Origin of the sequence: Nocardioides astragali (assembly GCF_024436375.1) — a bacterium.
Classification (GTDB): Bacteria; Actinomycetota; Actinomycetes; order Propionibacteriales; family Nocardioidaceae; genus Nocardioides; species Nocardioides astragali.
This window is the reverse complement of sequence record NZ_JAFMZM010000006.1, coordinates 50,453-71,106: the sequence shown is the minus strand read 5'-3', so window position 1 is coordinate 71,106 and position 20,654 is coordinate 50,453. Positions and strand designations below refer to the sequence as shown.

The 20,654-nt window shown below is 69.6% G+C and carries 14 protein-coding genes; 1 reads left to right on the top strand and 13 read right to left on the bottom strand.

All coding sequences use genetic code 11. The features are described 5' to 3' along the window. Nucleotides 1-3: 3 nt before the first annotated feature. The 4 genes from J3P44_RS19815 to J3P44_RS19800 form a co-directional block, all read right to left on the bottom strand. On the bottom strand, nt 4-1,245 hold the full coding sequence (locus J3P44_RS19815; protein ID WP_255892198.1) for a class I SAM-dependent methyltransferase: 1,242 nt from the start codon (nt 1,243-1,245) through the stop codon (nt 4-6). Nucleotides 1,246-1,329: 84 nt separating this feature from the next. Beyond that, on the bottom strand, nt 1,330-1,977 hold the full coding sequence (locus tag J3P44_RS19810; protein ID WP_255892197.1) for a basic helix-loop-helix domain-containing protein: 648 nt from the start codon (nt 1,975-1,977) through the stop codon (nt 1,330-1,332). Between the two features lie 185 nt (nt 1,978-2,162). Further along, nucleotides 2,163-3,452: a hydroxyacid-oxoacid transhydrogenase gene (locus J3P44_RS19805; protein ID WP_255892196.1), complete on the bottom strand. Its 1,290-nt coding sequence runs from the start codon at nt 3,450-3,452 to the stop codon at nt 2,163-2,165. Nucleotides 3,453-3,467: 15 nt separating this feature from the next. After that, a complete protein-coding gene (locus J3P44_RS19800; RefSeq protein ID WP_255892195.1) occupies nt 3,468-4,373 on the bottom strand; it encodes an NUDIX domain-containing protein in 906 nt (301 codons plus the stop codon). Nucleotides 4,374-4,405: 32 nt separating this feature from the next. Between J3P44_RS19800 and J3P44_RS19795 the strand changes: the two genes are divergently transcribed. Further along, nucleotides 4,406-5,428: an acyltransferase family protein gene (locus J3P44_RS19795; RefSeq protein WP_255892194.1), complete on the top strand. Its 1,023-nt coding sequence runs from the start codon at nt 4,406-4,408 to the stop codon at nt 5,426-5,428. Here J3P44_RS19795 and J3P44_RS19790 read toward each other — a convergent pair. The 9 genes from J3P44_RS19790 to J3P44_RS19750 form a co-directional block, all read right to left on the bottom strand. Then, complete coding sequence (locus J3P44_RS19790; protein ID WP_255892193.1) at nt 5,403-6,200, bottom strand: lysophospholipid acyltransferase family protein; 798 nt, start codon at nt 6,198-6,200, stop codon at nt 5,403-5,405. The genes J3P44_RS19795 and J3P44_RS19790 overlap by 26 nt on opposite strands. Further along, nucleotides 6,197-7,462, bottom strand: coding sequence for a geranylgeranyl reductase family protein (locus tag J3P44_RS19785; protein ID WP_255892192.1), 1,266 nt, complete (start codon nt 7,460-7,462; stop codon nt 6,197-6,199). Before J3P44_RS19785 ends, J3P44_RS19790 begins: the two co-directional genes overlap by 4 nt. A 120-nt stretch (nt 7,463-7,582) precedes the next feature. Continuing rightward, nucleotides 7,583-11,428 (bottom strand): DNA-directed RNA polymerase subunit beta', encoded by a 3,846-nt coding sequence (locus J3P44_RS19780; protein ID WP_308212282.1) that lies wholly within the window; start codon nt 11,426-11,428, stop codon nt 7,583-7,585. 112 nt (nt 11,429-11,540) lie between these two features. Further along, the gene (rpoB, locus tag J3P44_RS19775; RefSeq protein WP_255892190.1) at nt 11,541-15,122 is read right to left on the bottom strand and encodes a DNA-directed RNA polymerase subunit beta; all 3,582 of its coding nucleotides are present in this window, start codon (nt 15,120-15,122) and stop codon (nt 11,541-11,543) included. A 274-nt stretch (nt 15,123-15,396) separates the two neighbouring features. Next, nucleotides 15,397-16,221, bottom strand: coding sequence for a DnaJ domain-containing protein (locus J3P44_RS19770; RefSeq protein WP_255892189.1), 825 nt, complete (start codon nt 16,219-16,221; stop codon nt 15,397-15,399). Beyond that, on the bottom strand, nt 16,218-16,844 hold the full coding sequence (locus J3P44_RS19765) for a hypothetical protein (protein ID WP_255892188.1): 627 nt from the start codon (nt 16,842-16,844) through the stop codon (nt 16,218-16,220). Before J3P44_RS19765 ends, J3P44_RS19770 begins: the two co-directional genes overlap by 4 nt. After that, a complete protein-coding gene (locus tag J3P44_RS19760) occupies nt 16,808-18,100 on the bottom strand; it encodes an MCE family protein (protein ID WP_255892187.1) in 1,293 nt (430 codons plus the stop codon). The genes J3P44_RS19765 and J3P44_RS19760 overlap by 37 nt, the downstream gene beginning before the upstream one ends. Next, complete coding sequence (locus tag J3P44_RS19755) at nt 18,097-19,509, bottom strand: MCE family protein (protein WP_255892186.1); 1,413 nt, start codon at nt 19,507-19,509, stop codon at nt 18,097-18,099. Before J3P44_RS19755 ends, J3P44_RS19760 begins: the two co-directional genes overlap by 4 nt. Beyond that, complete coding sequence (locus J3P44_RS19750; protein ID WP_255892185.1) at nt 19,506-20,651, bottom strand: MCE family protein; 1,146 nt, start codon at nt 20,649-20,651, stop codon at nt 19,506-19,508. The genes J3P44_RS19755 and J3P44_RS19750 overlap by 4 nt, the downstream gene beginning before the upstream one ends. Nucleotides 20,652-20,654: the final 3 nt, after the last annotated feature.

Sequence of the window (20,654 nt, the reverse complement as noted above, 5' to 3'; positions counted from 1 at the left end):
ACGTCACGAACGCTCGAGGAGCTCGCCCAGCCGCGGGTGGACGCCCCACGCGGCCACCAGGTCGTCGTACTCGCTCCGGGCCCCGTTCGCCCGTCCCGCCGCCACCCTGACCGCGCGGATCAGGGTGTTGCGGGGCGTGTGGGCGCTCTCCACGAACTGCACGACGTCGACCCGGTAGCCGAGACCGCGCAGCAGCTCCGCGCGCAGGGCGTCGGTGAGGGTGTCGGCCAGCCGCTCGCGGAGGATGCCGTCGCGTGTCAGCGCGGCATAGGGAGGAGGCGGCGGCGCCTTCCTGAGCTGGGCCGCGATGTCGTGGTGACAGCAGGGAGCGGCCAGCACCAGCGGCGCGCCCCACTCCACGGCGCGGGCCAGGGCGTCGTCGGTGGCCGTGTCGCAGGCGTGCAGGGCGAGGACGACGTCCGGCGCCTTCTCGAGCCGGGCGTCGGAGATCGAGCCGACCACGAAGTCGGCCTCGATGCCGAGCTTGGCCGCGATCGCGGAGTTGTGGTCCGCCGACTGCTGCCGGACGTCGATCCCGGTCATGCGGACTGGCAGGCCGCGACCGCCCTCGCTGACCGGAGTGGTCAGGAGCTGGTGGGCGGCGAAGGTGAGGTAGGCGTTGCCGCAGCCGAGGTCCACGACGCGCAGCGGGTCCTCGGGCGTGGGGCTGCGCAGGTGGCCCTTCGCGAAGCCGTCCGCGAGGCTGGAGTCCAGCAGCCGGAGGAACTCCTCGACCTGGCGGTACTTCGCCTGACGGCTCGGCTTGACCCTCCCCTGCGCGTCGCTGATGCCCAGCGCAACCAGTGCCGGGTCGTCCTCCCGCAGCAGCCGACCCTTGTCCCGGTCGTGGCCGTGCGACGTCTCGACGGCCTCCTTGCGCGCCGAGGCGTGCACCAGCACCGCACCCTTCTTCGTGACCCGTGCCTGGTGCGTGTGGGTCGTCGTGTCGACGTGCCAGTTGGCGAAGGGCTGGGCCAGCAGCGCGTGCACGGCCGCCTCCGCCTCCTCGCCCGGCGCATGGTTGGCGATGTAGGCCTGCGTGTCGTCGTACGACGTCACCTGCAGGTGGCGTCCCGCCTTGAGGTCGACGGGCCGGATCTCGACGCGCCGCACCTCGCGACCCTCGACGACCGGCAGGGGCTGGCCCTTGCGCCGACCGCTGGCCAGGGCCCGCACCAGCTGGTCGGCGTCGAGGATCGCCGACCTGAGCCGATCGAGCTCGTCGCTCGCGGCGCCCGAGCTCACAGGACTGCGGCGAGGACGACGATGAGGATGAGAGCCCCCAGCGCCACCGGGATGACGAGTCGGCGGTGGTGGGGGTTCATGACCTCATCCTAGTGACCGGCCCCTTGACGGCCGGTCTCGCGGCGTGCGCTCCCACGGCGCCCGGTCGTGCAGCGCCCACACCCGCAGCGCTGCGCCTCCCGCCTGCGACGGCAGCTGCTGGCCACTCCACGCCGCGTACCACTGCCCCGGCGATCGCAGCTCGAACCGCGTCAGCAGCGGGGAGCCCGCGGGATCTCCCGGCTCGAGACCTTCCCGACCCGCCCACTCCGCGCCCACGATGTCAGCACCGGCCACCACGAAGCCGCCCAGCGTCACCAGGAAGCCGGCAGGCTCGCCCCCGGCGGCGACGACGCCGCGGCACAGCGCGCGCCACTTCGGTGACATCCGCCAGCCGTCGGCCAGCCGGTCGAGCTGGTGCTGCGCGGTGGCTCCCAGACGGACCCGACCGTTCCCGACCCGGACGACGACCAGGTTGCGATCAGGCACCGGGAGGGGCGGTCGGTCCCGGAAGCGGGCGACGAAGGCGTCGATGTCGTCTCGACGGTGGAACGAGGCGAGCGACGTGTTGCGCGGAAGCCCCATCGCCCCGGCGACCAACAGGCGGCGGGCGGTCTCGCGGTGGATCCCGATGTCCTCGTGCAGCACCTGCGCTGCGGCTCGCTGCGTGAGCCAGTCGTGTGGGTCGTGCATGTCTCCGACGCTAGGCACCCGCGGCAGGCGTCGGGGCGTTGTCCACAGCTCGGGGCGGAACGAACTTCGCCCTCACTCCGCGCAGTCGGCCCACCGCCCCAGCTTCCTGCGATCGGGGGTGGTCGATCGCAGGAAGCTGCCGCCCAGGACCGAGCACGCTCACGCGGCAGGGTGGTCGCCCGGCGTCACCAGTGCTCGAGCGAGCTCCGGAAGACAGTGGCGAGGTCGTCAGCGGTGACGTCGATGGGCGCGGTGGCCAGCAGGCGCTGCTGCTTCAGGGCGCCGTCGACCAGGTCGTCGACGTCGTCGGAGCCGTAGCCGATCTCCCCGAGGCCGCTCGGCAGGCCCACGTCGCGCATCAGACCGCGCAGCACCCTCGGTAACACGCCCGAGCCGCCGTCGGCGGTGTCCCTGGTGTCGGCACCCAGCAGCTCTGCCGCGCGCAGGTGTCGCTCGGGGGACGCCTCGAAGGTCCGGGCGAAGGCCGCCGGGGCCGTCATCACCACCGCCATCCCGTGCGGAACGATCGGCTCGTCGTCCGGGTAGCCGGGCGGCCGGTAGTCGCGCACCCGGCCGGCGATCGGGTAGGCGCAGGCGTGCGGCACGTGGACGCCCGCGTTGCCGAAGCCGAGCCCGGCGAACGTCGCGGCCAGCGCCATCTGCTCGCGCGCCTCGCGGTCGGAGCCGTCGCCCACGGCCCGGCGGAAGGCGCCGGCGAGGAGGGACAGGGCCTTCTCGGACCACATGTCGGCGATCGGGTTCGCGCCGCAGTAGGGCACGCGTTGCTCGGGCCGCTTGGCCTCGAAGTCGGCGAACCAGCGCGCCGTGTAGCTCTCGAGCGCGTGGCAGAGGATGTCCATCCCGCTCGAGGCGGTCACCATGGCGGGTTGGGTCATGGTGAGGTCCGGGTCGACCACCGCCAGCGTGGGACGCAGCCGCGCGTGCGAGATGCCGGTCTTGACCTTCAGCGCAAGGACGTCGAGGACGCAGATCGTCGTGGACTCGGCGCCCGTGCCGGTGGTCGTGGGCACCGCCACCAGCGGCAGCAGCCGGTGCTCGGGAACGCGCCCACCCCCGACCGGGGGATTGACGTAGTCCATCAGCTCGCCGGCGTTGGTCAGCAGCAGGTTCACGGCCTTGGCCGTGTCGATGGACGAGCCGCCGCCCACCGCGACGACGGCATCGAAGGGCCCGCAGTCGCGGGCGAAGGCGATCGCCTCCTCCAGCGAGGCGTCCGTCGGCTCCACCCGCGCTCCGGCGAACAGGGTCACGTCGAGCCCGTTGGACCCCATGGCCTGCGCGATCCGCTGGGGATGGCCGGTCGCGGCCACCCCGGCATCGGTCACCAGCAGGACCCGGCTGGCGGAGCCGCCGGCCGTGGCGACGAGCTGCTGCACGTCCCAGCCGATCTCGTCGCTGGCGCCGCGGCCGAACTTCAGGCCGGGCGCGGCATAGGTGAAGACGCTCTCTGTCATCTCATGCCTGTCATCTCAAGCCCCCGTCGATCGGGCGGAGTCGAGCCCCAGCGCATGACGCACCAGGTCGAGGACCTCCACGCCCCCCGACTCCACGTCGGCGACGGGGACCCAGGCCACGGCATCGGTCGTGCCGTCGACCTCGCGGACGTAGGGCTCACCGTCGCCGACGGCGGCGCTGAAGATCAGGTGGACCCCGTGGTAGTCCTCGATCCGGCCGGAGGGGGCGTTGCCGAAGAAGTGGGTGTCGTGGACGCCGATCAGTCCGGTGACCTCGCAGGGCAGCCCGGACTCCTCCTCGACCTCCCGCGCCAAGGCCACCGAGGGGTGCTCGCCGTGGTCGATCCCGCCACCGGGCAGCGTCCACCTGCCCGGGTGCGCGGCACGGGACGACAGCCGGGTGAGCAGCACCTCGCCTGCCCGGCGCACCACGGCGTACGCCGCCACCCGCTGGAGCCGGAACGGCAGGTGGTCGACCAGCGCCTCCGTCACGAGCCCCGCGACGGGGACGGCACCGGAGACCACGTCGTCGAGCGGCTTCCACGCGGCCTCGATCGTGGACCCGTCGACCTCGAGGACGCGCGGCGTCGGCGCGTCCGGAGCTGCCCACCCGTCGTAGACGATGCGGATCGCGTGGGCGTCGACGAGCAGTCCGTCCCGCGAGGCGCGGGGCAGGTGGGCGCTGTAGACGTGAGCCGTCTCCCCCACCGTCGCCTCGAGCCCGGTCTCCTCGCGGATCTCCCGGATCACCGCCAGTCGCGGGTCCTCCCCGTGATCGATCCCGCCGCCGGGAAGGGTCCACAGCTCCGTGCGCGAGACGCGCGCCGAGAGTCGGCTGAGGAGGACCTCGACCCGACCTTCGTGCTCGCGGAGCATGACGGCGTACGCCCCCACGCGTTGACGCCTCGGCAGGGAAACCATGGCCCCCAACCTAGTGAAGTACGGTGAGCGCCGTGGTTCCCCCGTCCCGCGACCCGTGGCTCGACAACGTCAAGATGGTCCTCGTCACCCTCGTCGTGATCGGGCACTCCATCGGGCTGGTCGAGGCCACCCAGGGCAGCCACTGGCTCTACGACTTCATCTACCTCTGGCACATCCCGGCGTTCGTCTTCGTCAGCGGCTACCTCTCGAAGTCCTTCGAGTGGGACCTGCGCAGGATGAAGGGCCTGGTCTACACGCTGGCCATCCCCTACCTCCTCTTCGAGCCGGCGCTGTTCTACTTCCGCCGCGCTGTGGTCGACGAGAACGTGACAGGCCCGCTCTGGCTGGAGCCGCACTGGACGATGTGGTACCTCATCGTGCTGCTCATGTGGCGCCTGGTCACCCCGATCCTCAAGCTGCACTGGCTCTTCCTGCCCCTGTCGGTGATCGTCAGCCTGGCCGGCGGCCTCTGGAACACCGACGCCCTGATGATTCCCCGGTTCCTGGGCCTGCTGCCGTTCTTCGTGCTCGGGCTCTACCTCAAGCCGCGCCACCTCGCACACCTCGACGACGTGTGGGTCCGCCTGGCCGCGGTGCCGATGCTCGTCGGCATCGGCATCATGGCGCTCTACACCGACACGTGGGCGGAGACCGCGCTGCTCTGGTACGACGCGGGCTACTCCGAGATCCCGATCGACGACGAGATCGTCTTCCAGACCCGGCTGACGGTGATGATGGTCGGGCTGGTGGGTGCCTTCGCGGCGATGTCGCTCGTGCCGCGCCGCTCGCTCGGGCGGTTCACCACGATGGGCACCGCCACGATGGTGATCTACCTCTTCCACGGCTTCGTCATCAAGACCGTCAAGGCGCTCGGCTGGCCGGAGTTCACGACCGCCCACGAGGTGCTGGGGCTGGTGCTGACCATCCTGGGGTCGATCGCGCTCACCCTGCTGCTGGCCTCTCCTCCCGTACGACGCGTGCTGGCGCCGTTCACCAACCCGCTCGGCTGGCTCGAGGGCCGGCGCAGGCCTAGGCCGGCCCCCACGTCGGCCTGACGGCTGAGCGCGGCACCACGTCGAGGTGCGCCGCCTCCGCGCGCGTGGGCGCGTGCCCGCCCAGGTGCGCGGGGTACCACGGCGCGTGCTCACCCGGTCGGGGCAGGTGGTGCGGCAGGCGCTGCAACGCCTCGAGCTGGTCGGTGAGCCGTGCGCCGAGGCGACAGGTCCACTCGGTGAGGTCCTCCTCGGGACCGATCGTCAGCGGCTCGCCGAACGACACGTCGACCCGCCGCCCGCGCGTGAGGTCCGGCCGCGGCTGAAGGCCCCGCTCGTCGGGCACCCCGACCGAGTAGACGCGCTGCGCGCCCCACAGCGCAACCGGCACGACCGGCGCACCGGTCTCCCGCGCCAGACCGGCCACGCCACGCATCAGGGACCGGACGGTGTAGGAGTAGCTGATCCCCGCCTCGGGGAACGAGAGCACCGCCTCACCGGCATGCAGCAGCCGCCGCGCCCTCAGGTACGCCGCTGCCGGGGCCTGCCGGTCGACCGGGATGTGCCCCATCGCGTCCATCGGTCTCGCCAGCCCGCGGACGTGCCACACGTCGTGTCGGGTCATGAAGCGGACGTAGCGGCCCGTGGGACGAGTCGCGGCCTGGATGAACAGGAAGTCCGGGTAGGAGACGTGCGTCGCCGCGAGCAGAACGGGTCCGCTGGCGGGGACGTTCTCCCACCCCGAGCCCACGACCTTGAGGTCGAGCGCCCGCAGGCCGACCCGGCCCAGCACGACGGCGGCCCGGTAGGTCCGCTCGTCCCGTCGGCCCCTCAACTGAAGGGGGGCCGCGCGTCCCGGGCCATCGACTGCCGGCCGGCCCAGCGCCACACCCGCGCCGCCCGGTCCCGGTCGGCCTCGTCGACGAGGTTGCCCATCCAGCGCAGGGCGAGCGTCATCAGCCAGTCGGAGCGCATCCCCGCGGGTCCGAGGGCCGCGACGACCTTGGGTCGCGTGGCGATGCCGGCGAGGCGACGGGCGATGGAGAACGACTCGCCGTAGTGCTCGACCAGGGTGGCACGCCACGCCTCGCCGAGACCGGCGCCGCTCGAGATGTGCTCGGCGACGAACCGGCCGGTCTCCAGGCCGTAGTCGATGCCCTCGCCGTTGAGGGGGTTGACGCAGGCCGCGGCGTCACCGATCAGCGCCCAGTTGGGGCCGGCGACGTTGGTGACAGCGCCACCCATCGGCAGCAGCGCCGAGGTCGCCATCCGCAGCGGGCCCGCCAGCCCGAAGTCGTCGCCGATGGTGTCGGCATAGGTTTGCATGAGCGGCTTGATCGCCACCTCGGCCGGCCGGCTGCTGGTCGCGAGGGTGCCGGCACCGAGGTTCACCGTCCCGTTGCCCAGCGGGAAGATCCAGCCGTAGCCGGAGACCAGCTCACCCTGCTCGTCGCGAAGCTCGAGGTGGGAGCTGATCCAGGGGTCGTCGGACATGTCGGAGTCGACATAGGCTCGCCCGGCCACCGCGTAGACCGTGTCGCGGTGCCACTCACGGCCCAGCAGCTTTCCGAGCGGGGAGCGTACGCCGTCCGCGACGACCAGCCACCGGCAGGCGATCTCCGCCTCGTGGCCCGGCCGGGCGGGGTCGAGCCCGCGGAACCTGACCGCAGCCACCCGCCCGCCCTCACGCCGTACGCCGACCGCGCGGGCGCCGTCGATCGCCTGGGCACCGCTCTTGATCGCCACCGTGCGCAGGTGGTCGTCGAGCTCGGTGCGAGCCACCGCGGACCCCCAGTCCGGCAGGGCGGAGCCCGGCGACTGCGGCCCGGGCCAGGGCAGCAGCAGCGTCTGGCCGAAGCCGTGGGCGCGCAGGCCCTGGTTGACCGTGTGGGCGCGCAGCCAGTCCTCGAGGCCGAGCTTCTGCATCTCCCCGATCGCCCGCGGGGTCAGGCCGTCGCCGCAGGTCTTGTCGCGCGGGAACATGGCCGCGTCCGCGAGGACGACGTCGAGCCCGGCACGCGCTGCCCAGGCCGCCGCCGCCGACCCGGCGGGGCCGGCGCCGACGACGAGGACGTCGGTCGAGGTGGGGGTCGTCACGTCCGGATTCTCTCAGGTGGGCAGCGTGACACCGAACTAGGCCTGACTTTCGGCTGCCGCCGAAATGCGCCGAGCCCCGGCCTCCCACGAGGGGAGACCGGGGCTCGGTGTGCGACTCGATCAGTTCTGGTAGGAACCAAAGTCGAAGTCGTCGAGCGCGACGGCCTGCGACGACGGACCGAAGTCGTAGTCGTAGGAGTCGTAGCCCGTCACCGAGTAGGCCGCGGCGCGGGCCTCCTCGGTGGGCTCCACCCGGATGTTGCGGTAGCGCTCCAGGCCGGTGCCGGCCGGGATGAGCTTTCCGATGATCACGTTCTCCTTCAGGCCACGGAGGCTGTCGGAGCGGCCGTTGATCGCGGCGTCGGTGAGCACGCGGGTGGTCTCCTGGAAGGAGGCCGCCGAGAGCCACGACTCGGTCGCGAGCGAGGCCTTGGTGATGCCCATGAGGACCGGGCGACCCGAGGCCGGCTTGCCTCCCTCGGAGACCACGCGACGGTTCTCCTCCTCGAACCGCACCCGGTCGACCAGGTCGGACGGGAGCAGGTTGGTGTCACCGGACTCGATGACCGTCACGCGGCGCAGCATCTGCCGCACGATGATCTCGATGTGCTTGTCGTGGATCGACACACCCTGCGAGCGGTAGACCTCCTGGACCTCGTCCACGAGGTGCTCCTGCGCCTTGCGGACACCCAGGATGCGCAGGACGTCCTGCGGGTCGGGCGTACCCGAGGTGATGTGGTGACCAACCTCGATGTGGTCGCCGTCCTCGACGTTGAGGCGCGAACGCTTCGACACCGGGATCTCCTGGACCTCGGAGCCGTCGTCGGGGGTGACCACGACGACGCGGGCCTTGTCGGTCTCCTCGATCTTCACGCGACCGGCGGACTCCGAGATCGGCGTACGACCCTTGGGCGAGCGGGCCTCGAAGAGCTCGACCACGCGGGGCAGACCCTGCGTGATGTCGTCGGCGGAGGCCACACCACCGGTGTGGAAGGTGCGCATGGTCAGCTGCGTGCCGGGCTCACCGATGGACTGGGCGGCGATGATGCCGACCGCCTCACCGATGTCGACCAGCTTGCCGGTGGCCAGCGAGCGGCCGTAGCACTTGGCACACGTGCCGGTGCGGGCGTCGCAGGTCAGGACCGAGCGGACCTTGACCTCGGTGACACCGGCAGCCACGAGCTCGCCGATCTTGACGTCGCCGAGGTCCTCCCCGGCGACGGCGAGGACCTCGCCGGTCTCCGGGTGGGTGATCTCGACGGCGGAGGCCCGGGCGTAGGCCGAGGTCTCCACGTGCTCGTCGTCGATGCGCTTGGGCAGGCCACGCTCGGTGCCGCAGTCGTCCTCACGGATGATGACGTCCTGCGACACGTCCACCAGACGACGGGTCAGGTAGCCCGAGTCGGCGGTGCGGAGCGCGGTGTCGGCCAGGCCCTTGCGAGCACCGTGGGTCGAGATGAAGTACTCGAGCACCGAGAGGCCCTCGCGGAAGTTGGCCTTGATCGGGCGCGGGATGATCTCGCCCTTCGGGTTGGCCACCAGACCACGCATGGCCGCGACCTGCCGGATCTGGTTCATGTTTCCGGAGGCACCCGAGTCGACCATCATGTAGATCGGGTTGGTGCGGTCGAAGTTGGCCTCCATCGCGCGGCCGACCTCGGCCGCAGCCTGGGTCCACAGCTCGATGAGCTCCTGACGACGCTCGTCGTCGGTCATCACACCGCGCTCGTAGTTCTTCTGGACCTTCTCGGCCTGAGCCTCGTAGCGACCCAGGATCTCGACCTTGCTGTCGGGCGTGGTGACGTCGTCGATCGAGACGGTCACGCCGGAGCGGGTGGCCCAGTGGAAGCCGGCGTCCTTGAGGGCGTCGAGCGACGCAGCGACCTGCACCTTGGTGTAGCGCTCGGCCAGGTCGTTGACGATCGCGCCGAGGCGCTTCTTGCCGACCTCCTCGTTGACGAAGGGGTAGTCGGCCGGGAGCGTGTCGTTGAAGTAGACGCGACCCAGGGTCGTGTCGAGCAGGATCGCGGTCCGCTCCTCCCAGTCGGCACCCAGCTCGAGGTCGAGCGGGGGGACGATGTCGTCGAGGCGGATCCTGATCTTGCTCTGCAGCCCGATCTCGGCACGGTCGTAGGCCATGATCGCCTCGGCCGGCGACGAGAAGATGCGGCCCTCGCCGACCTCGCCGTCACGCTCCGCGGTCAGCCAGAACAGGCCGATGATCATGTCCTGCGAGGGCATGGTCACCGGGCGGCCGTCCGACGGCTTGAGGATGTTGTTGGTCGACAGCATCAGGATGCGGGCCTCGGCCTGCGCCTCCGCGGACAGCGGGAGGTGGACGGCCATCTGGTCCCCGTCGAAGTCGGCGTTGAACGCGCCGCAGACGAGCGGGTGGATCTGGATGGCCTTGCCCTCGATCAGCTGGGGCTCGAAGGCCTGGATGCCGAGGCGGTGCAGGGTGGGCGCGCGGTTGAGCAGCACGGGGTGCTCGGTGATGACCTCTTCGAGGACGTCCCACACGACGGGGCGGGCGCGCTCGACCATCCGCTTGGCGGACTTGATGTTCTGCGCGTGCGACAGGTCGACGAGGCGCTTCATCACGAACGGCTTGAAGAGCTCGAGCGCCATCTGCTTGGGCAGACCGCACTGGTGCAGCTTGAGCTGCGGACCCGAGACGATGACCGAACGGCCGGAGTAGTCCACGCGCTTGCCGAGCAGGTTCTGACGGAAGCGACCCTGCTTGCCCTTGAGCATGTCGGACAGCGACTTCAGCGGACGGTTGCCCGGTCCGGTGACCGGACGACCACGACGACCGTTGTCGAAGAGGCTGTCGACAGCCTCCTGCAGCATCCGCTTCTCGTTGTTGACGATGATCTCGGGAGCACCGAGGTCGAGCAGACGCTTGAGGCGGTTGTTGCGGTTGATGACGCGGCGGTAGAGGTCGTTGAGGTCGGAGGTGGCGAAGCGGCCACCGTCGAGCTGGACCATCGGACGCAGGTCCGGCGGGATCACCGGAACCGCGTCGAGCACCATGCCGATGGGCTGGTTGCCGGTCTTGCGGAAGGCGTCGACGACCTTGAGCCGCTTGAGGGCGCGGACCTTGCGCTGGCCCTTGCCGTTGGCGATCGTGTCGCGCAGCGACTCGACCTCGGCCTCGACGTCGAAGTCCTGGAGGCGCCTCTGGATCGCCGTGGCGCCCATGTGGCCCTCGAAGTACTTGCCGAACCAGGTCTTCATCTCGCGGTAGAGCAGCTCGTCGCCGAGCAGGTCCTGCACCTTGAGGCTCTTGAACGTGTCCCAGACCTCCTCCAGCCGCGCGATCTCGCGGTTGGCGCGGTCACGGAGCTGGTTCATCTCGCGGTCGGCACCGTCGCGCACCTTGCGCTTGGCGTCGGCCTTCGCGCCCTCGGCCTCCAGGGTGGCGAGGTCCTCCTCGAGCTTCTTGGCACGGTCCTCGACAGCGGAGTCGCGGCGCTTCTCGAGACGCTCGCGCTCGAGCCCGACCTTGTTCTCGAGGGACTCGGAGTCGCGGTGACGCGCGTCCTCGTCGACCGAGGTGATCATGTAGGCGGCGAAGTAGATGACCTTCTCGAGGTCCTTCGGCGCCAGGTCGAGCAGGTAGCCCAGGCGCGACGGGACGCCCTTGAAGTACCAGATGTGGGTCACGGGAGCGGCGAGCTCGATGTGGCCCATGCGCTCACGGCGGACCTTGGAGCGGGTGACCTCGACGCCACAGCGCTCACAGATGATGCCCTTGAAGCGCACGCGCTTGTACTTGCCGCAGTAGCACTCCCAGTCCCGGGTGGGACCGAAGATCTTCTCGCAGAAGAGGCCGTCACGCTCGGGCTTGAGCGTGCGGTAGTTGATGGTCTCCGGCTTCTTGACCTCGCCGTGGCTCCACGTGCGGATCTCGTCCGCGGTGGCCAGGCCGATCTGAAGCTGGTCGAAGAAGTTCACGTCGAGCACGATGGCTGCAACCCTTCAGTTGTTACGAAAAACGGTGAGTAGGCGACTGAGGTCCGCCGCCGCTGGTCGCGAGGGACGACGTCCCTCGTGCGACCAGCGGCAGCGGCATCACTCAGACTTCTTCGACGGAGCTGGGCTCGCGGCGCGACAGGTCGATGCCGAGCTCCTCGGCGGCCCGGAAGACGTCTTCCTCGGCATCCTTGAGCTCGATGGTCGATCCGTCGTGGGTGAGCACCTCGACGTTGAGGCAGAGGGACTGCATCTCCTTGACGAGCACCTTGAACGACTCGGGGATCCCGGAGTCGGGGATGTTCTCGCCCTTGACGATCGCCTCGTAGACCTTCACGCGGCCCGGCACGTCGTCGGACTTGATCGTCAGGAGCTCCTGGAGGGCGTACGCGGCGCCGTAGGCCTCCATCGCCCAGACCTCCATCTCGCCGAACCGCTGGCCACCGAACTGGGCCTTACCGCCCAGGGGCTGCTGCGTGATCATCGAGTACGGGCCGGTCGAGCGAGCGTGGATCTTGTCGTCGACGAGGTGGTGGAGCTTGAGGATGTACATGTAGCCCACGGCCACCGGCTCCGGGAACGGCTCGCCGGAACGACCGTCGAAGAGCGCGGCCTTGCCGTCCTCCTTGACCATCCGCTCACCGTCACGGTTGGGAAGCGTGGCACCGAGCAGGCCGGTGATCTCGTCCTCGCGGGCACCGTCGAACACCGGGGTCGCGACCTTGGTGTTGGGCGAGGCCTTCTCGGCGCCGATCGAGATCAGGCGCTTCTTCCAGTCGGCGTTGCCCTTCTCGCCGGACAGGTCGAGGTCCCAACCCTGCTTGGCGAGCCAGCCCAGGTGGAGCTCGAGGATCTGGCCGATGTTCATCCGTCGCGGCACACCCAGCGGGTTGAGCACGACGTCGACCGGCGTGCCGTCCTCCATGAACGGCATGTCCTCGACGGGCAGGATCTTGGCGATGACGCCCTTGTTGCCGTGGCGACCGGCGAGCTTGTCGCCGACCGAGATCTTGCGCTTCTGGGCGACGTAGACGCGGACCAGCTGGTTGACGCCCGGAGGCAGGTCGTCGCCGTCCTCGCGGTCGAAGACGCGGACGCCGATGACCGTGCCGGACTCACCGTGGGGCACCTTCATCGAGGTGTCGCGCACCTCGCGCGCCTTCTCGCCGAAGATCGCGCGGAGCAGGCGCTCCTCCGGGGTCAGCTCGGTCTCGCCCTTGGGCGTGACCTTGCCGACGAGGATGTCGCCGGTGGTGACCTCGGCGCCGATGCGGATGATGCCGCGCTCGTCGAGGTCGGCCAGGCCCTCCTCGGAGACGTTGGGGATGTCCCGCGTGATCTCCTCGGGGCCGAGCTTGGTGTCACGGGCGTCGACCTCGTGCTCCTCGATGTGGATCGAGGTGAGGACGTCCTCCTGGACCAGGCGCTGGCTGAGGATGATCGCGTCCTCGTAGTTGTGACCCTGCCACGGCATGAAGGCGACGAGCAGGTTGGTGCCCAGCGCCATCTCGGCGTCGTCGGTGCAGGGACCGTCGGCGATCGGCGTACCGACCTCGAGACGGTCGCCGGCCTTCACCAGCGGGCGCTGGTTGATGCAGGTGCCCTGGTTGGAGCGCTTGAACTTGGCCAGCTTGTAGGTCTGGTAGGTGCCGTCGTCGTTCATCGTCTCGATGGCGTCGGCGGACACCTCCTTCACCACTCCGGCGTTGTCGGCCACGACCACGTCGCCGGCATCGACGGCGGCGCGGTACTCCATGCCGGTGCCGACGAGCGGGCTGTCGCTGACGACCAGCGGGACGGCCTGGCGCTGCATGTTGGCGCCCATGAGCGCGCGGTTGGCGTCGTCGTGCTCGAGGAACGGGATCAGGGCCGTCGCGACCGACACCATCTGGCGCGGCGAGACGTCCATGTAGTCGACCTCCTCGGCCAGGATCGCGTCGACCTCACCCTTCTGCTGGCGGACCAGGACGCGGTCCTCGACGAACTTCATGTTCGCGTCGAGCGGCGCGTTGGCCTGCGCGATGACGTAGCGGTCCTCGTCGTCGGCGGTCAGGTAGTCGATCTCGTCGGTGACGACACCCTTGACCACGCGGCGGTAGGGGGTCTCGACGAAGCCGAACGGGTTGATCCGGCCGTAGGAGGCCAGCGAGCCGATCAGGCCGATGTTGGGGCCTTCAGGCGTCTCGATGGGGCACATGCGGCCGTAGTGCGACGGGTGGACGTCACGGACCTCCATGCCGGCACGGTCACGGGACAGACCACCGGGACCGAGCGCCGACAGCCGACGCTTGTGCGTCAGGCCGGCGATCGGGTTGGTCTGGTCCATGAACTGGCTCAGCTGCGAGGTGCCGAAGAACTCCTTCAGCGCCGCGACCACGGGACGGATGTTGATCAGGGACTGCGGCGTGATGGCCTCGACGTCCTGGGTCGTCATCCGCTCGCGCACCACGCGCTCCATGCGGGCCAGGCCCGTGCGGAGCTGGTTCTGGATGAGCTCACCGACCGTGCGCATACGGCGGTTGCCGAAGTGGTCGATGTCGTCGGCCTGGACCTTGACGACGGCGCCGTCGAGGCCCACCACCGGGTTGCTCGCGGCGTCGACCAGGTCAGGAGCGTCGCCCTGGACACCCGCGGCGTGCAGCTGCACGACGTAGCGGATGGCGGCCACGACGTCGTCGATGGTCAGCGTCTGCTGGTCGAAGGCCTCGTGCAGGCCGAGCTTCTTGTTGATCTTGTAGCGGCCGACCTTCGCCAGGTCGTAGCGCTTGGAGTTGAAGTAGTAGTTGTTGAGCAGCGTCTGCGCGGCCTCGGCCGTCGGCGGCTCGCCCGGGCGGAGCTTGCGGTAGATGTCGAGCAGCGCGAGGCGGGTGACCTCGAGGTTGACCTGCTCGGCGGTCGGGGCCTCGCCCCGCGCCTTCTTCTGCAGCTCCTCGTGGACGACCTCGTAGCGGACGCTGTCCTTCTCGAGGGTCAGCATCATGGACTCGTACTGACCGAACTCCTCGCGGATCTGGTCGGTGGTCCAGCCGAGCGCCTTGAGCAGGACGGTGACGTTCTGCTTGCGCTTGCGGTCCAGGCGCACACCCACCAGGTCGCGCTTGTCGATCTCGAACTCCAGCCACGCGCCACGGCTCGGGATGAGCTTGGCGGTGAAGATGTCCTTGTCCGAGGTCTTGTCAGGGGACGACTCGAAGTAGACGCCGGGCGAACGGACGAGCTGGGACACGACGACCCGCTCGGTGCCGTTGATGATGAAGGTGCCCTTCTTGGTCATCATGGGGAAGTCGCCCATGAAGACCGTCTGGCCCTTGATCTCGCCGGTCTCGTGGTTCATGAACTCGGCCGAGACGTAGAGCGGGCGGGAGTAGGTGAAGTCCTTCTCCTTGCACTCCTCCTCGGTGTACTTCTCGTCGAGGAAGACGGGGTTGTCGAAGGACAACATCATCGTCTCGGAGAAGTCCTCGATCGGGGAGATCTCCTCGAAGATCTCCTGCAGACCGGTCTTCTCGGAGACGTCCTCACCGTTGGCCCTGCGGGCCGCGACGGTGGCCTCCCAGCGCTCGCCGCCGACCAGCCAGTCGAAGCTGTCGGTCTGGAGCGAGATGAGGGGGGGAACCTCGAGAGGTTCGGTGATCTTTGCGAAAGAGGTGCGACGGTGGTTACCAGCGGAGCTGCGCGCGGCCAAGAGGTGTCCTCACAAATGAGCAACTGATCGGCGCCGGCCGACCACCACGACAGCCGTCCGGAGGGCGTCGGGCATCTGAGGGCAGGCGCAAGGAGACACGATAGCGCAGATCAGGACACGCCTCAAACGCGGGGTCGATTTCCCAGAGGGAAGAGTGCCACGCGTTGCCGACGATGATGAACGCCCGAGCGCTCCTGGTCAAGCAGGGCGCGCCGCAAACATTCCTCCGGGGGCTTCGAGTGCAGCCCTTGTCCAAGGTTGAGCACCCAGGGCGCTACCCCTGGACGGGCGAGGTGATCAGGTCGTCGACCAGCCACTCGCCGTCGACGAGCTGCATCGCGAGCGTCACCTGGTCCTTGTAGACCACGGGTTCGGCGCTGAGCTTGTTGGTGGTGGGACGGTCCACGAAGACCAGCACCTGCACCCGCTCCTCGCTCGCACGGACGATCCCGGAGGCGATGACGGAGGCGGTGACCTTCGTCTGCGTCTGGGGGGCGTTCTCCTCCAGCACCGTGAAGAGCTTGTCGTACTCCTCGCGGTAGTTGCCGGTCATCAATGCCTGCGCGGCCTTCTGGTCGGCCTCGAGGTGCTCGTAGTCGTAGGACAGCACAGGTACGACGGCGCGCTCGGCGGCGACCTGCGCGTCCCGGGCGGCGGAGTCGTCCCCGCCGTCCTCCCGTGCGGTCCACATCCAGATCGTGGCCACCACCAGCCCAGCGGCCAGGACGCCGAGACCGGCCAGCAGCCACGAGGGGACACCGGCGCCACCGCCGGTCGAGGAAGGCGCTCCGGCGCCACCGCTGGTCGAGGAAGGCGCTCCGGCGCCACCGCTGGTCGAGGAAGGCGCTCCGGCGCCTGTCACGAGACCCGGCTCCTCACCGTCGGTCGGGTCCGTGTCGTCGCCCCGCGGGAGCCCGGCGTCGTACGCCGCCCGGGCCTCGGGATCGAGCAGGACCTTCGCGGCACGGTTGAGGGCGTCGAAGCGCCGATCCCCCGGCTCGAGGTCGGCGATCTGGGTCCGCCAGGCGGCCCGGATGTCCTCGGCGGAGGCGTCGCGGGAGACGTCGAGGAGGTCGTACCAGGTGGGGGCGTCGCTCATGGCGTGCTCCCCTCGTCAGTGCCGGCACCGCTGCCGGCGGCGTCGTCGGGGTTGCTCACGGGCGAGAAGTCGTCCACGAGCCACTCCCCCTCGATCATCACCAGGTCGACGGTGAAGCGGAACGGCAGCGGCTCCTGGTCGATCGTCCGGGCCTTCTCACCGGTGCCCTGCTCGTAGCTGTCGGTGAACGCTCCGGCCACCAGGACCCGTGCGGAGTCGTCGTCGATGGAGGACACCGCGGTGGCGAAGACGTCGGCGGAGCGGGTGATGCCTCCCTGGGCGACGAGCTGCTCGGCGGTGGCGACCTCCTTGTCGAAGTCGGCCGCGAACTTCGGCGTGATGACCTCACGGACCTGCTCGCGGTAGGCCGGCATCTGCCCCGAGTCGTCGAGCATGTCGGGGCTGTAGGTGCCGAGGCGCTTCACGAACTGGTCGGTCAGGCTCATCACCTGCTCGCGCTCGTCGGGCAGGTTCAGGCCACCGTCGGCAGCTGCCCGGCCGGCGACGGACATCCAGATCAGCAGCGCGACGCAGGCGGCCACGACCAGCGCCAGCACGGCGGCGGTCGCGATCCGGACCCTGGGGGTCAGTCGCGCGCCAGCAGGGGCTGGAGGTAGAGCCACTTCCACGTCTCCTCTCCGAGGCTGCGGGGAGCCACGCTACCGGCTCGCTCCAGGCGTTGGACGAGCGCGGGATCAGAGGTCAGCGTGCCCGTCTCGGGGTCGTAGGCGAAGTCCGCGGGTCCCCCCCATCCCGTCGCGGCACGCGGGGCCTGGATGTTCTGTGCGCCTCGGGCGTTCGTCTTCGCCGCGGGGGCCGTGCACCTCGCCGCCTCGTTCATCGGCCGGCTGCTGCCGTCGAGGGGCGAGCGGCGATCGGTGCCCTCGTAGCCCTCGAGGCACACGTGGGGGTTGTCGGTCATCACCATGCCGAAGTGGGCGTCGTACAGCCCGGTGCCGGGCGACTTGGACACCACGGTGAAGCCACCCTCGACGACGTAGGGATAGAGCACGAGGAGCTGCTCGACGCCGTCGAGGTGCTTGACCACGACCTCGCCGGTCGTGACGAGGTTGTTGATCAGCTCCCCGAGCTCGATCTCGTTCTCCTCCAGGAAGACGCGGAGCTCGTTGGCGCCGAGCGAGCCGTCCTCGATGAGCTTGCGGAGGTCCTGGTCGTGGTTGGCCACCGTCGTGGAGAAGGTGGACATGTCGCGAGCGAACCGGCGGAACGCGCGCTCGGAGTCGATCTGCCCGTTGAGGACGGTGTTGCTGTCGCGGATCAGGTCGACGGTGACCTCGAAGTTCTCCTCCGCCGCGGTGATGAAGGCGTTGCTGCTGTCGAGGATCGTCTGCAGGTCCTCGCCGGCGCCGTCGAAGGCCAGTCCGAACTCCGAGGTGACCGTGCGCAGGTCGTCGGGGTCGACGCTGCGGACGGTCTCGTCGAGGTGCGTCAGGAGGGTGTCGGTCTGGATCGGGGTCGTGGTGCGGTCGCGGGCGATCTCGGAGTGGTCCCGGAGGAACGGCCCCTTCGTGCTCTGCGGCTGGAGCTCGACGTACTGCTCTCCGACCGCCGAGCGGTTGCCCACGAGGGCGTGCGCGTCGGCGGGGATGTCGTCGAACTCGTTGTCGATGTCGAGGAGGATGTCCACCCCGTCGTCGGTGAGGACCAGCTCCTCGACCTGACCGACACGGACACCGCGGTAGGAGACCTCCGCGCCCTCGAACGCACCGCCGGAGTCGGCGAAATGGGCCACGACCGTGTAGCTCTGGTCGAGGAACACGCGGTCGAGGCGGGCGTAGCGTGCGCCCACGAAGCTGACGCCGACGAGGGTGATGATGGCGAACACCAGGAGCTGCAGCTTGGTCCGACGGGTGATCATCGCTGCACCATCCCCGGGATCAGGAGGCTGACCAGCGCCGGGTCGTAGAGGTCCATCAGGTCGCGCACCGTCGGATTGCCGGGACGCGGCCGCTCGTCCGTGCCGGCCCGCGGCAGCCCCGTGGGGATCAGGGTGGTCGGCAGGACCGTCGGAAGCGTCGAGCTGGGCAAGGGGACCGGCGGGGACGGCAGGCCGGGGATCGCGTTGAGCTCGCGGCACACGTCCTTGTCCTTGTTCTCCGGCTTCGCGCACTCCTCGCGGAGCTGGGCGAGCTTCTCGAGGTTGGCCAGGACCTTCTTGCAGGCCTCACTGGCGAGCGACCCGCTCTGGAGGCAGGCGAGGACGTCGTTGACGATCACGGTCGGGTCGATCACCGTGGGCAGGTTGGTGGGCAGCGACGGGGTGGCGCTCGCGCCACCGGCGATGTCGACGTCGAGGGTGATGGAGAGGTTGGTGTAGTCGCCCATGTGCAGGTTGCGGGCCACCTGCGGGTCGCGACCGACGACGTCGTCGACGAACGGGTAGGTCAAGAAGACGTGGAACGCGTTGGTGAAGTCGTCCCCGGAGGCGGCCAGCTGGGTCAGCACGGGGTTGAGCCGCTTCAGCGAGGTGATCGTGGCGTCCTTGGACTTCGCGATGACGTCGACGGCGACCGACGAGAGCTGGTCGAGGGCCGTCAGCATCTCGACCAGGTCGTCGCGCTGCCGGTTGATCGAGTCGAGGGCGCTGGGCAGCTCCTCGAGGGCCTTGTCGATGATCGGCAGCTGCTCCTCCGCCGCGATGGCGAGGCGGTTGAGCGACTCGATCGCGTTGACGATGTCGGCCTTGTTCTCGTCGAGCTGCGCCGTGAAGACCCGCAGCTGGCGCAGCACCGACCTCGCCGAGTCCTCCCGGCCCTCCAGCGCCAGGTTGAGCTCCTGGGTGATGGTCTTGAGCTGTGCGACACCTCCGCCGTTGAGCAGCAGGCTCAGCGCGCCAAGGACCTCCTCGACCTCCGGGTTGCGACCCGAGCGCCCGATCGGGATGGTGTCGCCGTCGGCGAGCGCGTTCGCGCTCGCGCCCTGCTCGGGAGCGCTCAGCTGGACGAACTTCTCCCCGAGCAGGCTGGTCTGGCGCAGCTCGGCGACGGCGTTGTCGGGGAGCTCGACGTCACGCCGCACCTGGAGCGTGACGAGGGCCTGGTAGCCCTCGAGGTCGATGGCGGTCACCTTGCCCACGCTCACGTCGTTGACCTTGACCGTCGACTGGGGAACCAGGTCGAGCACGTCGGCGAACTCCACCTTGACGGTGATCGGATTCTCCCCGACGTCGGGGCCGCCGGGTAGCGGCAGGGAGTAGACGCTGGCGTCGCACCCGGAGAGCACGATCGCGGTGAGCGCGCCGAGCACGAGTGCCTTGAGGCCCTTCATCGCTCCACCTCCACGAGTCCGCCGAGAGTGGGGTCGAAGACGTCCTGCGCCGGCAGCACGACGGACGTGCCCAGCGCGCCGGGACGCGACCGGGCGAGGAGGTCGGTGATCCGGTCGCAGACCCGGCCCGAGCGCTCGACCTGTCCCACGAACCCGCAGAGGAGCGCAGCGGGATTGGCCTCGAGCTGGTTGATCGACTCGCCGAAGTTGGAGCGGGTGTCGAGGGTGCCTGCCTGCGGGTTGTAGGTCAGGGCCAGGTTGTTGAGGGCCGTCGGCGCCACGTGCAGGATCTCGTCGAGCGCGGCACGCTGGCGGACCAGGACCTTCGAGACCCGGTTGAGGCCGGAGATGTTGCGGCTCAGCGAGTCCTTGTTCTCCTCCACGAAGCCCTTCACCGCGGTCAGCGCGACGGAGAGGTTCTTGGTCGCGGCGACCAGCTCCTCCCGCTCGCCGGCGAGCATCGTCGAGACGTCGGCCAGCGACTGGTTGAACTGACGGACTGTCTGGTCGTTCTCGGCCAGGGTCTGCATGAACCCCTCGAGCGCCTCGACCGAGCCGAAGAGCTCCTCCTTGTTGTTGGCCAGCGTGGCGCTGAAGCGCGAGAAGTCCTTGATGGTCTGGCGGAACGTCGTGCCCTGGCCGCCGAAGTTGTCGGCGGTGACCGAGAGGAGGTCGGACAGCGCCCCCGTCTTGTTGGCCCCCTGCGGGCCGAGCGCGACGTTGAGCCGGTCGAGGCTGTCGTAGATCTGGTCCAGCTCCAGCGGCTGCGAGGTGTCCTCGACGCTCAGCTCGGCGCCGTCGGTCAGCACGTCGCCGGTGCCGGAGTAGGCCGGCGTCAGCTGGACGTAGCGGTCACCGACGACGGACGGCGCGATGATCACGGCCTTGGCGTCGGCCGGCAGCTTGACCGTGTCGTCGTAGGCCATCGTCACGGTCACGTCGGTGCCCGTGGGCTCGACGCGCGTCACGGTGCCGACGGGCACGCCGAGCACGCGGACGTCGCTGCCCTCGTAGACCGAGATGGCCCGCGGGAAGTGGGCGACGACCGTCTTGGTGCTGTCGCCGCCGAAGACGCTGACGGCGGCCGCGACGACGAAGCCCAGCACGATGAGGGGGACGAGGAGGCGCTTCACGAGGTCCATGGG

Coding starts and splice junctions, on each gene's coding strand:
- J3P44_RS19810 (WP_255892197.1), bottom strand. CDS start 1,977: ATGCACGACCCACACGACTGGCTCACGCAGCGAGCCGCAGCGCAGGTG.
- J3P44_RS19805 (WP_255892196.1), bottom strand. CDS start 3,452: ATGACAGAGAGCGTCTTCACCTATGCCGCGCCCGGCCTGAAGTTCGGC.
- J3P44_RS19800 (WP_255892195.1), bottom strand. CDS start 4,373: ATGGTTTCCCTGCCGAGGCGTCAACGCGTGGGGGCGTACGCCGTCATG.
- J3P44_RS19770 (WP_255892189.1), bottom strand. CDS start 16,221: ATGAGCGACGCCCCCACCTGGTACGACCTCCTCGACGTCTCCCGCGAC.
- J3P44_RS19760 (WP_255892187.1), bottom strand. CDS start 18,100: ATGATCACCCGTCGGACCAAGCTGCAGCTCCTGGTGTTCGCCATCATC.
- J3P44_RS19755 (WP_255892186.1), bottom strand. CDS start 19,509: ATGAAGGGCCTCAAGGCACTCGTGCTCGGCGCGCTCACCGCGATCGTG.
- J3P44_RS19750 (WP_255892185.1), bottom strand. CDS start 20,651: ATGGACCTCGTGAAGCGCCTCCTCGTCCCCCTCATCGTGCTGGGCTTC.